Origin of the sequence: Nocardia jiangxiensis NBRC 101359 (assembly GCF_000308615.1) — a bacterium.
Taxonomy (GTDB): Bacteria; Actinomycetota; Actinomycetes; order Mycobacteriales; family Mycobacteriaceae; genus Nocardia; species Nocardia jiangxiensis.
Map to the genome: position 1 here is coordinate 1 of NZ_BAGB01000011.1, position 12,734 is coordinate 12,734.

General features: G+C 67.1%; 11 protein-coding genes and 1 riboswitch. Of the genes, 7 read left to right on the plus strand and 4 right to left on the minus strand.

What is annotated here, in order from left to right; translation table 11 throughout:
* Positions 1-3 precede the first annotated feature (3 nt).
* Entirely contained in the window at positions 4-1,176 is a 1,173-nt protein-coding gene (locus ON40_RS03175) for a pyridoxal phosphate-dependent aminotransferase (protein ID WP_051192628.1), read from the minus strand.
* A 292-nt stretch (positions 1,177-1,468) separates the two neighbouring features.
* On the opposite strand from ON40_RS03175, the gene ON40_RS03180 reads away from it, so the two are divergent.
* From ON40_RS03180 to ON40_RS03195, 4 genes are all read left to right on the plus strand, one after another.
* Positions 1,469-3,127 carry a DNA repair helicase XPB gene (locus tag ON40_RS03180; protein ID WP_040818298.1) on the plus strand — a complete coding sequence of 553 codons (1,659 nt, stop codon included), beginning with the start codon at positions 1,469-1,471 and terminating at the stop codon, positions 3,125-3,127.
* A gap of 32 nt (positions 3,128-3,159) precedes the next feature.
* The gene (locus tag ON40_RS03185) at positions 3,160-4,113 is read left to right on the plus strand and encodes a DUF3239 domain-containing protein (RefSeq protein WP_083895373.1); all 954 of its coding nucleotides are present in this window, start codon (positions 3,160-3,162) and stop codon (positions 4,111-4,113) included.
* A 36-nt stretch (positions 4,114-4,149) separates the two neighbouring features.
* Complete coding sequence (locus ON40_RS03190) at positions 4,150-4,794, plus strand: LysE family translocator (protein WP_040818301.1); 645 nt, start codon at positions 4,150-4,152, stop codon at positions 4,792-4,794.
* A gap of 102 nt (positions 4,795-4,896) precedes the next feature.
* Positions 4,897-6,306 (plus strand): M1 family metallopeptidase, encoded by a 1,410-nt coding sequence (locus tag ON40_RS03195; protein ID WP_040818302.1) that lies wholly within the window; start codon positions 4,897-4,899, stop codon positions 6,304-6,306.
* A gap of 331 nt (positions 6,307-6,637) precedes the next feature.
* Here ON40_RS03195 and ON40_RS03200 read toward each other — a convergent pair whose 3' ends face one another.
* Positions 6,638-9,034 (minus strand): helicase-associated domain-containing protein, encoded by a 2,397-nt coding sequence (locus tag ON40_RS03200; RefSeq protein ID WP_040818304.1) that lies wholly within the window; start codon positions 9,032-9,034, stop codon positions 6,638-6,640.
* Between the two features lie 108 nt (positions 9,035-9,142).
* Between ON40_RS03200 and ON40_RS03205 the strand changes: the two genes are divergently transcribed.
* Entirely contained in the window at positions 9,143-9,331 is a 189-nt protein-coding gene (locus tag ON40_RS03205) for a hypothetical protein (RefSeq protein ID WP_040818309.1), read from the plus strand.
* 106 nt (positions 9,332-9,437) lie between these two features.
* Here ON40_RS03205 and ON40_RS03210 read toward each other — a convergent pair whose 3' ends face one another.
* Complete coding sequence (locus tag ON40_RS03210; protein ID WP_040818311.1) at positions 9,438-10,136, minus strand: transglycosylase family protein; 699 nt, start codon at positions 10,134-10,136, stop codon at positions 9,438-9,440.
* 8 nt (positions 10,137-10,144) lie between these two features.
* A riboswitch (cyclic di-AMP (ydaO/yuaA leader) is annotated at positions 10,145-10,343 on the minus strand.
* Positions 10,344-10,631: 288 nt separating this feature from the next.
* A complete protein-coding gene (locus tag ON40_RS03215; RefSeq protein WP_040818313.1) occupies positions 10,632-10,865 on the minus strand; it encodes a hypothetical protein in 234 nt (77 codons plus the stop codon).
* Between the two features lie 182 nt (positions 10,866-11,047).
* Here ON40_RS03215 and ON40_RS03220 point away from each other — a divergent pair, with 182 nt between their 5' ends.
* Together ON40_RS03220 and ON40_RS03225 are read left to right on the plus strand one after the other, a co-directional pair.
* On the plus strand, positions 11,048-11,470 hold the full coding sequence (locus ON40_RS03220; RefSeq protein WP_174434998.1) for a cold-shock protein: 423 nt from the start codon (positions 11,048-11,050) through the stop codon (positions 11,468-11,470).
* A 283-nt stretch (positions 11,471-11,753) separates the two neighbouring features.
* A complete protein-coding gene (locus tag ON40_RS03225) occupies positions 11,754-12,710 on the plus strand; it encodes an STM4015 family protein (protein ID WP_040818316.1) in 957 nt (318 codons plus the stop codon).
* The last annotated feature ends 24 nt before the right edge of the window (positions 12,711-12,734 follow it).

Consider the following 12,734-nt stretch of genomic DNA (forward strand, 5'->3'; position numbering starts at 1 on the left):
GGGCTAGTGGTGCGGCGCGGCGTGGAGGCGGCGGATGCCTTCGGTGATGGTTTCTTCCTTCTTGCAGAAGGTGAAGCGCACCAGGTGATTCCAGGAATCGGTGTCGTCGGCGAAGACGGACAGGGGGACGGCGGCTACGCCGAGGCGTTCGGGTAGTTCGCGGCAGAAGGTCATCGCGTCGGCGGTGCTGAGTGGGGTGATGTCGGCACAGACGAAATAGGTTCCGTCACTGCGCTTCACGCCGAATCCGGCCTCGCCGAGCGCCTTCGACAGGCGGGTCCGCTTGTCCGACAGGGTATCCCGCAACGTCGACACCCAGGGCATCTCGTGTTCCAGGGCGTGCGCGACCGCGGGCTGGAACGGCCCGCCGCCGACGAAGGTGAGGAACTGTTTGGCCGCCAGGACGCCGTCCAGCAGCGGCGCGGGGGCGCAAGCCCAGCCGATCTTCCAGCCGGTGACACTGAAAGTCTTTGCCGCACTGGATATCACGATGGTCCGCTCGAACATGCCGGGCAGTGTGGAGATGCTGATGTGCTCGTGTCCGTCGAAGGTGAGGTGTTCGTACACCTCGTCGGTCACCACGATGAGATCGTGTTCGCGGGCCAGCTCGGCGATGGCCAGCAGATCCGCGCGGCCCAGCACCGTCCCGGTCGGGTTGTGCGGCGAATTCAGCAGCAGCAGCCGGGTTTTCGCGGTGATCGCGGTGCGGAGGCTGTCCAGGTCGAGGGCGAAACCGTCGTCGTCGGGCACCAGCCGGGCGGTGCGCCGGGTGGCTCCGGCCAACGCGACCGCCGCGGCGTAGGAGTCGTAGTACGGCTCGATCAGCACCACCTCCTCGCCGGGCTCGACCAGGCCGAGTACCGCGGCGCTGATCGCCTCGGTGGCGCCGACCGTCACCAGGATCTCGCTGTCCGGGTCGTATCGGGTGCCGTACCGCTCGGCGCGATCCCGCGCGATCGCCTGCCGCAGGATCGGCACCCCGCGACCGGGCGGATACTGGTTGAACCCCTCGGCGATGGCGCGTTCGGCCACCTCGAGCATGGCTGCCGGGCCGTCCGAATCCGGGAACCCCTGCCCGAGATTGACCGCGCCGTGCCGCACGGCCAGTTCGGTCATCTCGGCGAAGATCGTCGAGGCGAACGGGCGCAGGCGGGCGACGGTCGGCGGGTTCTGCATGGTCCAAACGTAGCGCGTGCCGGGTGGGGCGTCGGCGGGAGCGCGCTGCACGAGCTGCGGGGTGAGCGACGCCACAGTGGCCGATCGCCCGGGGGACGCGGGAAGATTGCCCGACGGGTCGGTGTTCAACGAGGCAGATGGGCACCCGGCCGAGGCGTGGTCGGCAATGTCGCGCGAACGCGGCGTGTCGACCGTCCGACCGGGTACATTGCGTGCTCACCCCCGGTGGCGGCGGTCGTGTCGGTCCCATCGGCAAGAATGGACTCCGGCCCGCGAACCCGCAGGAGGTGCCGTGACAGACGGACCACTCATTGTTCAGAGCGACAAGACTCTCTTGCTCGAAGTCGAGCACGGGCAGGCCGATGCCGCGCGTCAGGCGATCGCGCCCTTCGCCGAACTCGAGCGCGCGCCCGAACATGTGCACACCTATCGGGTCACCCCGCTGGCGCTGTGGAACGCGCGCGCGGCCGGGCACGATGCCGAGCAGGTCGTCGACGCGCTGGTCAAGTACTCCCGCTACGCGGTGCCGCAGCCGCTGCTGGTCGATGTCGTGGACACCATGGCGCGGTACGGGCGGCTGCAGCTGATGAAACATCCCGCGCACGGGCTGGTGCTGGTCAGCCTCGATCGCGCGGTGCTGGAAGAGGTGTTGCGGCACAAGAAGATCCAGCCCATGCTGGGCGCGCGCATCGATGACGACACGGTGCAGGTGCACCCGTCCGAGCGCGGCCGGATCAAGCAGATGCTGCTCAAGGTGGGCTGGCCCGCCGAGGATCTGGCCGGCTACGTCGACGGCGAGGCGCACGCGATCGACCTGGACTTCGGCACCAACGAATGGCACCTGCGCGATTATCAGGAGCTGGCCGCGGATTCGTTCTGGGCCGGTGGCTCGGGTGTGGTGGTGCTGCCGTGCGGCGCCGGTAAGACCATGGTCGGCGCGGCCGCGATGGCCAAGGCCCAGGCCACCACGCTGATCCTGGTGACCAATACGGTCGCGGGGCGGCAGTGGCGGCGCGAGCTGCTGGCGCGCACTTCGCTCACCGAGGACGAGATCGGCGAATACTCCGGCGAGCGCAAGGAGATCCGCCCCGTCACCATCGCGACGTACCAGGTCGTCACCCGCAAGACCAAGGGCGAGTACCGGCATCTGGAACTGTTCGACAGCCGGGACTGGGGTCTGGTCATCTACGACGAGGTGCATCTGCTGCCCGCGCCGGTCTTCCGGATGACGGCCGATCTGCAGTCGCGCCGTCGTCTGGGCCTGACCGCGACCCTGGTCCGCGAGGACGGCCGTGAGGGCGATGTCTTCTCGCTGATCGGCCCGAAGCGGTACGACGCGCCGTGGAAGGATATCGAGGCGCAGGGCTGGATCGCCCCGGCGGACTGCGTCGAGGTGCGGGTGACGCTCACCGATGCCGAACGCATGGCGTATGCGACCGCCGAACCGGAGGAGCGCTACAAACTGTGCTCCACCGCGCGCACCAAACTTCCCGTGGTGGAGTCGATTCTCGCGCGGCACAAGGAATCTCCGAGCCTGGTCATCGGCGCCTATCTGGATCAGCTGGACGAACTGGGCGAACATCTGAACGCCCCGGTGATCCAGGGCTCGACCCGCACCAAGGAACGCGAGGCGCTGTTCGACGCGTTCCGCAACGGTGAGATTCCGGTGCTGGTGGTGAGCAAGGTGGCCAACTTCTCCATCGATCTGCCCGAAGCGTCTGTGGCAGTACAGGTTTCGGGAACCTTCGGATCGCGTCAGGAGGAGGCCCAGCGGTTGGGCCGATTGCTGCGCCCGAAACACGACGGCGGACAGGCGCACTTCTATTCGGTGGTGTCCCGCGACACGCTGGACGCAGAATATGCTGCGCACAGACAGCGCTTCCTGGCCGAACAGGGCTACGCCTATCGGATCACCGACGCCGACGACCTGCTGGGCCCCACGATCGGCTAGGCACTGCTGACAACCGGACGGAGGACCTGGCTATGGCTGAACGCCCGCTCGATCCGGACCGCCCGGACACCAACCAGCGGCCACCCGGTTCACCCACTGCGGACAACGCCACCCCCGAGGACAACCCGGGCCCGTCCACTCCGGACAACGCCAACCCCGAGGGCAACCCAGGGCCGTCCACCCCGGATAACGCCGACTCCGAGGCCGCGGCCCGGGTTGATTCTGGACTGACGGAGCGGGGGAGCGAAGCGGAGGAGCGGAGGAGGGAAGAATCGAGCCTTGGGGGGCCGTGGCCCCGCCGGAGCGAAGCGGAGGCCAAAATTACCGCCTTCGAGTTCGTGGTGGATCGTGAACATGCGCGGGCGGTCAACGAGGTCGTCGCGGACACCCGGCGACTTCGGATCCTGGCGTTCACCGCCACCGTCGTGCTCGGCCTCGGCACCGCCGGGCTGATCTGGCTGAACCACCCGTATTCGTTCCTGCTGGCCGTCGCCTTCGCGCTGGGCACCGTGACCTCGTTGTTCGTGGCGCTGTGGTCGCCGCATCGCGCCCGGATCGAGAAGCTGTACGCCGAGGGGGAACTCGTTCCGGCGATCGTCTCGGATCGGCATCCGCGTGGTGCACTGCTGCTGGCCCTGGTCAACGTGGCCAAATCCGATGCGCCGCCGCGTTATGCGCTGATCACCCGCACTGTGCGGTCGCTGCCCGGACATCGTTCCTGGCCCGGTGAGCAGATCCCCTCGGTGACCGTGCGGGCCGATCGGGCGCCGCTGTCGGTGGGCGGACTGCGGCAGTCGGTCGGCGCGATGCCGATCGCCTGGGGCACCCGCGATCCGGAGGTGATCGCCCGTGCCCGCGCCGCTATTCCCGAAGCCGAGTGGAAACTGCTGGCCGACAACCGATCCCTGGCCGAGAGGGTGCGCACCGCCGATTTCGGACGTCTCGTGCTCGATCCGCACCAGCTGCCCGAGGAGCTGCGCGGATAGCCCAAAAGTCCTTGCGCGCCTTCGTATGATCGAAGGATGGTGCCCGCCGCAAATCTGCTCGCATTCATCGTGGCCGGAACGATCATCATCGTGATTCCGGGCCCGGGAGTTCTGTTCACCATCGGTCGCGCGCTGACCGACGGCAAACGGGCCGCTCTGGTTTCGGTGCTGGGGCATGCCCTCGGCGTGCAGGCCATGCTGGCATTGGTCGCGGCCGGGCTCGGCACGCTGGTCGCGGCCTCGGCGGTGGCGTTGACGATCGTCAAGATCGGCGGCGGGCTGTATCTGATCTATATCGGCGCACAGGCGATTCGGCATCGGCGATCGCTCCGTACGGCGCTGGCCGCCTCGACCTCCGCACAACCGGCGGCGCATCGGCGGGTGTTGTGGCAGGGGTTCGTCGTCGGTGTGACCAATCCGAAGGCGATCATCTTCTTCTCCGCGATGCTGCCGCAGTTCGTGGATCGCGCGCACGGTTCGGTGCCGTTGCAGATGCTGGTTCTGGGCTGGATATTCATCTTCATCGCCTTGATCTCCGACAGCGCCTGGGCGCTGCTGGCCGGTACCGCCCGCGACTGGTTCGCACGCTCGCCGCGGCGTCTGGAGGCTGTCGGCGGTGCCGGTGGCGTGATGATCATGGGCCTGGGGGCGAGTGTGGCGGTCTCGGGCACGGGCGGTTAGTCGCCGTCGATGGTCTGGTGCGCCGCCCCGGCCTGGGCTTTCGGGTGGGTTAGCATCGACCGTCGCCGGAACCGCGTGCCGAGAAGGGGTGGAGAAGTCCGCATGACATCGCACAAACGGATGTGCGCAGTCCTGGTCGGTGTGTTGCTGGCGGCCGGGTTGTCGATGCCCGCGCAGGCACGAACGCCTGCCGATCCGCTGTTCGGCACGCCGTGGCGCGGTGATGCCTACTATCCCGACGACGGCAACGGCGGCTATCACGTCGACCACTACGCCGTCGCCATCGATTACGATCCGCCGACGCATCACCTGACCGGCACCGCGCAGCTCGACGCCATGGCCACCCAGCCACTGCGCACGTTCGCTCTGGACTTCAACGGTCCTGACGTGCAACAGGTTTCGGTGAACAATCTGCCCGCCGGATTCACCCGCACCGGCGGTCATAAACTGAACATCACACCCGCTCTGCCGATTCTGCCCGGACTGCCGTTCACGGTGACCGTCCGATACTCCGGCATCGAAGCGAACAGTCCCGAGCACGGCTGGACCATCTCACCCAGCGGCGGAGCATTCGCCGCGGGGGAACCGCATTCGGCGGCGACCTGGTATCCGCTCAACGACACCCCGCTGGACAAGGCCACCTTCGATCTGACCGTGACGGTGCCGCAGGAGTGGCAGGTCATCTCGAATGGGCTGCGCGTGCGAGACGAAGTGCACGGATCGCAGCGGACCGCGGAGTGGGCGACACAACATCCGGTGCTGGGGTATCTGACCACCGTCGCGATCGATCATCTCGATTTCCTGCATCAGCGCAGCGCCGCCGGTACCCCGCTGATCAGTGCTTTCGCTCCGCGGTCGGCGCCGCGCAAGGATATCGAGCGGCGGCTGCCGGAGGTGCTGGAATTCCTCGAATCCCTGTACGGCCCATACCCGTTCGAGAGCGGCGGCGGCATCTACGTCGACACCGATCTGCATATCTCGCTGGAGACCCAGACCCGGCCGGTCTACGCCCCGTGGGCCGAGCTGAACACGGTCGTCCACGAGAACACCCACCAGTGGTGGGGCGACTCGATGTCGGTGAAGAACTGGTCCGACGTCTGCCTGAACGAGTGTTTCGCCAGCTACACCGCCGACTATCTGTGGCCGGAACGCAAGCAGGGCAAGGACGTCGACGCGCAGTACCGCAGCACCCTCACCAAATACCGCAACCGGGCCGACTTCTGGCAGATCCCGCTGCAGAATCCCGGCGCCGGAAAGGAATTCACCTCCGTCTACTACCGCGGACCGCTGTTCCTGCACGCGCTGCGCCGCCTGATCGGCGACGGAGTCTTCTTCCCGTCGGTCGCCGGATTCGTGCGCTCACATGCCTACGGCAACGCCTCGATGCCCGAATTCCGCACGTATATGCAGTCCCGAACGCCGGTCGACCTGTCCGGTTTCTTCTCGGCCTGGCTCGATGGCGCCACCCGTCCTGCCGACCAGTACCTCTACCCGGGGTCGCTGCACACCTGAGCCGACCATGACCGTCGAGTTCGGTTGCCGGGCAGTCGCGTTCGACGCCCGGTGTCTCGAGTAACGCACACGCCGCGCCGGACGACAATGATGGCAAGTGTGTATCGACCGAACAGTCTGCTGTGAGGGGTAACGGTGCGACACCGTTAACAATTGTGCATACAATCTCTGCGCAGAACGTTTCGAGGGAAGGCCGAACAAATTGAATATCATGGGACTCATGCTGCTCAGCAACACTCTGGGCCGCTCCCTCGGATACCTGATGCTCGGCATCTATGGCCTGTCCCATCAGTACCCGACCGATTACTGAGTCCGCCGGCCGTCCCGGCGTCTACTGATCCACCAGTGCCACGGATGCGATGCGGTGCAGTGTGAAATTTCGTACCGCGCCGGTCACCGGGTCCAGGGCGTTCAGTTGGCCGCCCGAAACCTGGAGCGGTTCGACGATGCGTTGAGTGGCCACACCCTGGGCATCGACATATCCGATGTGCACCGGTCGTCGCACGCGCACGGCCAACTGGAGTAGCGCCATGGTGGCCGCGGTACTGGTGCGGGAGCCGTCCGAACGCACAGCCTGACCCGATTTCGCCTGTGCCGCACGCTCTCCGGCGCGCAGTTCGGCCACCAGTTGCCCGAGCTGTTCGCTGCTGGGCAGGCTGGGGCGCCAGGCGTTGCGGGTGTTGGGGCGAGCGGGGATCCGCATACCGTGCGGACGCAGATCGACGATCGCGCCCGAGGAATCCTCACCCGCCGGGCTGAACCCCGCCGCACGCAGTTCATCGAGCACCTCGGCGAGCGTGGCCTGCGAGATCGCCACCGTCGGCGCGACCGCCCGCAGCGCCAACTGCTCGGCGACCGGTGCGGCGAGCACCTCGGCCAGTAGCGCGGGATCCTCACTGCGGACGAATGATTGCGCGATACCGGCCCGCAGCCGCCCGTGCCGGCGGGCCACGTCATCGATCAGGTAGGTCAGCGACTGCGGAACCGGGGTGCGCGAATGCGTGGTGAACAGCTGATGCAGTTCGGCCGCGGTCATCCCGGCGTCCAGGGCGCGCCGCACCGACGTCTCGCCGATCCGGTAAACGGTTGCCGCACCGGCCGATTCGATATCGGCGACCAGTGCGATCCGGCCCTGCAGATCCGGGACCAGCGGTCCGGGCGCGATCACCGTCAGATCCGCCTGCACCAGCACGTGATCGACCGGATCCGGTAGCGCGGAATCCATTTCGGACTCGGCGTTGTGCAGCGCCTCCTCGGGGACCGCCGGGTCGCCGGGTGTGAGGGGGCCGTGCAGCAGCGCGCGTCCCGCGGAGGTCAGCGCACCACGTCCGACCAGACCCAGCGTCGCGGCCTCGGTGAGTGTGCGGTCCACCGCCTCGGTGTGAAAGTGCCTGCGCAGACGCGGTTGCCGCCAGGCCAGCACCCGAGCCAGATCGGCGGCGGATACCGCGGAGCCGGTCGGGAATTCGGCCAGCAGGCTCAGAATCGCCCGGCGATCCCGGATCGCGTGCATATTGCGCAATTCCATCGACAATGCCGCCAGCGGTTTGTCATTGGCGTCGCGCAGCCCGATCATCCAGGGGAAGCGGTCCAATTCCAGCCAGGCGTGTGCGAGCGTCACCCAGCGCCGGGCCGAGGAATGTTCGCGCCAGCCGTCGGTGGTGGTCGTCGGCGCCCAAGAATCGTCGAGTGAATCGTCCGGCGGGGGTGGTTCGGGAATTCCCTTGTCCAGTAGGCGCGCTGCCGCGAGGACCTCGGCGAGCAGGCCGACGCGGGTTTCGTCCACCCCGGTCTGTTTGGCGATGCGGCGCAATTCCCGTACGCCCAGTCCGCCGGAGCGCAGCGCGGGCGCGGGTGCGGCGCCCAGCACCTCGAGGATGTCCCCACAGTGCCGCAGCAGTTCACCCACCTCGCCCGCCGCTGCGGCATTGACATCGGCCGCGGTGTGTTTGACCGGTGTGGGATGCGGCGGCACGAGCGCGTGCGGATCGGTCACCGGTTCGCGGCGCAGCACCTGCCCGACCGCGGGTGGCAGTTCGACGGTCTCCGCGTCGACCCAGTTCAGCAGGCGATGTGCGAGCAGACGCTGAATCGGGCGGTCCGGCGCCGTTCCGGGGGCCGCATCGCGGGTGCGTCCGCGCGGACCGGTGGCGGCGAGTTTGTCCAACAGGGCGCGTTCGGCGGGACCGATCTCGGTCAACGCCTCGGTGATCTCCGATTCGGTGAGCGCGTCCGGGAGTTCGGTGGTGCTGCCCAGTTGCCAGGGCAGCGCATCCTTCGCGGCAGCGACCAGATGCAGTTCCTTTGTGCCCCAGACCAGAGCGCGAGCGGTGAGCCGGGCCGTGGACATGTCGACGGTCTTGGCGGGCACCCGATCGCTGAGAAGTTTGTGCAGCTGTTTGCGCGGTAACGGGGCGGCTGTGCGGCCGGGAAAGGCCGCGCCGTGTACGGCGAGGGTCTCGATGATGGCGAAATCGAGGGTGTCGAGGTCCTCACAGGCCCGCAGAACCGACGCGCGCTGTTCGGCACGGGCCGCCAGGACCGCCATCGATGCGGGCAGCGGTACGGCCAGATCCGGGCGCAGCTCCAGCAGGGTCACCAGATCCTCGTCACCGCGGGCGGACAACCAGTCGGCCAACATCCCGGCACCGGCCGAGCCTCGGGCGGCGGGAGAGGCTCCCGTGGGACGGTCGTCCCCGGTCCGGGGCGTGCGGTCGGTCGTGGTCATCCTGTCCAGCGTACGGCGACACGCGGGTGGGCGCTGGGGGACCTGTCATCGTCGCCGAGTACCCATGCGAGCGTGTACTGATCGGGGCGGGCGTGCCAGAATGATGCCGTGGTGAACAAATCGAAGAAACCCTACGTCGACAACGGCTGGCCCCAGCTCGCCAATGGCGACCATGCGGTCACCGAACTCTCGTCGACCCGCTCCGGTGGCCTCTCGCCGTTCGGCGAAGACACCGACTTCCCGGTGCCGGCGGAAGAGATTCCCTATGTGCACCCGCACACAGTGATCAACCGCTGACCGCGCAGCAGAGAAGGCCCCACATCCTTTCGGATGTGGGGCCCTCTCTTGTGTCCCGATAAAAGCTGAAACGTGCCTCAGGCAGACCGAATCAGTTGAGCCCGAATCAGTTGGGCAGGAAGCTCTTGTTCGCCTCGAAGAAGTTGACCACGCTCGGGTCGAGCTTGACACCACTGGCTTTGGCGACGTTGTAGGCGTCCATGGCCTGCTGCGGCAGCTGAATGCCGTGCTGCTGAGCCATGGTGATGCCCTTGTCGACGGTCTGGAAGACCTGCTGGTTGCCATCCGGCGTGGCCTGCGGCTGCTGCTGCTGCTGCGCGGGGGCCTGCGAATGAGTCGCGAGTTCCGGCTGGGCCTGGACGCGCGGGGCGGACTGCGAATGCATGGCGGCCTGCTCGGTGGTGGCGCTGGAGGCCGGAGCGGAGCGCTGCGTCGGCGAGCTGTGCAGGCCGAGGTGCGAGGAGCAGGAGGGCCAGGCGCCCCAGCCCTGCGTCGCGAGAACCTTCTCGGCGACCGCGATCTGCTGGTCCTTGCTGGCGTGCTCAGGGCTCGAGGCGTACTGTGTGCCGCCGTAGGAAGCCCAGGTGCTCGGGGTGAACTGCAGACCGCCGTGGAATCCGTTGCCGGTGTTGATGCCCCAGTTGCCTCCGGACTCACACTGCGCGAGCTTGTCCCAGTCGGAGTCGGGAGCCGCAGCGGCGTGACCGGCGAGGGCAACTCCCGCACCGCCCATCATCGCGCTCGTCACGGCGACCTTGGCGACGGTACGGCCGGTGTTGGTCGGTTTGCGATGGCGTCCACTCATATCGGGTGTCTTCCTCTCGTACGCGCCTGCGAGGTGAGCTGTCGGGTTCGGACTGAGAGGCCGTCCGGCCCTGGCACACCGGGTTGGTGCGCCGGGGCTTCACCCCAAGGAATCGGTCGTTTCCGGCCGGTTCCGCTTCCCTGCCTGTAGGGAACGTGGGTTCCCCGCCCTCGCCCCTGTCTCCTTGGGGTCCGGTACCCGCGGGGCGAGGTTCGGTGCGGCGGGCCGGTGGTGTCGGGACTGCTCCCGACACGGATAGACGGTACGACGATCGCCGCGAAAAATCACTATTTGGTAACCGGCGTGTGCGGGCGGGTCGCGCTCGCGCCCAACAACTTCCGTTCGGCTTCTGTGCAGGTGAGTGCGTTGTCACGTATGCAAGTACGGTCCGTGACCGCTCCGTGACCTCTCCGTGATGTGATGAAGATCACATGTGTAGACGGATAACGAACAGGGCATACCTGAGGTCGGCCGAACGGATTCGTCGAACGGATCTCAGCGCGCCCGGCGGCCGGACCACAACGCGAACACGATCGCCAGCAGTAGTCCGCCCGGAGTCGCCGCCATCGCGACGAGATACAGCCACAATCCCGGATGGGCGTCGGAGAACACCGGGATGAGGAATATGGCGAGGATCGCCACCAATCCGATCGCGAACAGGCCCACGGCGAGGGGCAGCAGCCGATCCGCCGCGCGGCGCGGCGAACGGTCAGAAGAGGAATCCGGCATTGCTGCACCGTAAAACTGATGTGCTTCGGGAATCGTCACCGGGGTAGACTCGACGACAATCGCGTCCTGCATAGCTGTGTGGGGCGCGTTCTTTTCGCGAATGCAAGGGTGCCGGATACACCTCCGGCGCCGGTGACCGTGTCCGGGCCGTCCGGACATTCGAAGATGAACGGGTGAGCGCAGTGCCGACCGGCAAGGTGAAGTGGTACGACGTCGAAAAGGGCTTTGGCTTCCTTTCCCAGGATGAGGGGGAGGACGTCTATGTTCGGTCGTCTGCGTTGCCCAAGGGTGTCGAGGGGTTGAAACCCGGGCAACGGGTTGAGTTCGGAATGGCTGCCGGTCGACGCGGCCCGCAGGCGCTGAGCCTCAAACTGCTCGAGCCGCCGCCCTCGGTGCGCGGCGGACAAGGCCAGGGGCACAAGGAATCCGCGCCGCAGCAGCCGCGCAAGGGACCGGACGACCTGCACGGGATGATCGAGGACATGATCACTCTGCTGGAGGCGAAGGTGCAGCCGGATCTGCGCAAGGGCAAGTATCCGGATCGCAAGACCGCCCAGCGCATCGCCGAGGTGGTACGCGGCGTCGCGCGCGAACTGGATCACTGAGCAGATCGTTTCCCGCAGCCCCGGCGCACTGTGTGTGCCGGGGCTGCGGCGTATTTCGGGCACGGCCTCGCACGCCGATGGCCTGATCGGGACATCGCCTTGCCGGTGCATGGTTCCCCTCCCCGTCGTGGCACGAGATTCGCGCTGTGCCAAGGACTCTAACGACGGGTACCGACAGGTCCGTTCGACTCGATGATTGTCGGTGGGTGCGGCTATAACTCATCTGTCGATGCCGGAACTCACCTGCCGACACCGGTATTCGAGCCAGAAGGGGCGAGCAGCTATGACGACCATCCACGACCATCTGGAGGAGTTCTACGGCCTGCCCGTGCACGACTTCCCGGAAGTTCCGGATGCGAGCGAGGCGCTACCCGAGCTTCCCGCCGCCGATTCGGTCGCCTGGCGGGTGCGCGTGGATTACGACGAGGATGAGGAAACCTGGGTGGATCGCTTCACCCGGCTCCTGGACACCGTTGCCGCCGAGCGGGTGCGTGCGCTGATCGTGGGCAGTTGGGGAGCCCAATGGGAGAACAGTTCCGCAGTGGCCGTCGAGGCCCTGGTCGCCGCGCGGGATCGGCTGCCGGAGTTGCGCGCGATCTTCCTGGGCGACATCACCATGGAGGAGGCCGAGATCTCCTGGATCATCCAGAGTGAGGTGAGCCCGATCCTGGTGGCGTTTCCCGAATTGGAGGAGTTCGGGGTGCGCGGTGGCCAGCAGTTGGCGTTCGCGTCCGTACGGCACGAGCGGCTGGCGCAGTTGACCGTGCAGTCCGGTGGTCTGTCCGGCGAGGCGGTGCGCGGCATCGCGGGATGTGATCTGCCGGCGCTCACTCATCTGGATCTCTGGCTGGGCACCGAGGATTACGGCGGCGACTGCGAGGTGTCCGATCTGGCTCCGATCCTGACCGGCGCCAAGCTGCCCGGCCTGCGCGATCTGGCCCTGCGCAACAGTGAGATTCAGGATCGGATCTGCGTGGCACTGGCCACCGCGCCGGTGGTCGCGCAGCTCGAGGGCCTGGACGTCTCGATGGGCGTACTCACCGACGAGGGGGCCGGGGCCCTGCTCACCGGCCAGTCGCTGACCCATCTGACCTCGCTGGACATGCACTACAACTTCCTGTCCGAGTCGATGCGGAGTGCTGTGCGCTCGCTGCTCGAACCCGCAGGCGTCGAGGTGGATGTGGACGTCGACGATGCCGGCTACGACGAGGACTACCGATACGTCGCCGTCGGTGAGTGAACGGCCATGGCGGAGAACGATTCA

Coding starts and splice junctions, on each gene's coding strand:
- ON40_RS03175 (WP_051192628.1), bottom strand. CDS start 1,176: ATGCAGAACCCGCCGACCGTCGCCCGCCTGCGCCCGTTCGCCTCGACG.
- ON40_RS03215 (WP_040818313.1), bottom strand. CDS start 10,865: ATGCCGGATTCCTCTTCTGACCGTTCGCCGCGCCGCGCGGCGGATCGG.
- ON40_RS03185 (WP_083895373.1), top strand. CDS start 3,160: ATGGCTGAACGCCCGCTCGATCCGGACCGCCCGGACACCAACCAGCGG.
- ON40_RS03225 (WP_040818316.1), top strand. CDS start 11,754: ATGACGACCATCCACGACCATCTGGAGGAGTTCTACGGCCTGCCCGTG.
- ON40_RS03200 (WP_040818304.1), bottom strand. CDS start 9,034: ATGACCACGACCGACCGCACGCCCCGGACCGGGGACGACCGTCCCACG.
- ON40_RS03195 (WP_040818302.1), top strand. CDS start 4,897: ATGACATCGCACAAACGGATGTGCGCAGTCCTGGTCGGTGTGTTGCTG.
- ON40_RS03210 (WP_040818311.1), bottom strand. CDS start 10,136: ATGAGTGGACGCCATCGCAAACCGACCAACACCGGCCGTACCGTCGCC.
- ON40_RS03190 (WP_040818301.1), top strand. CDS start 4,150: ATGGTGCCCGCCGCAAATCTGCTCGCATTCATCGTGGCCGGAACGATC.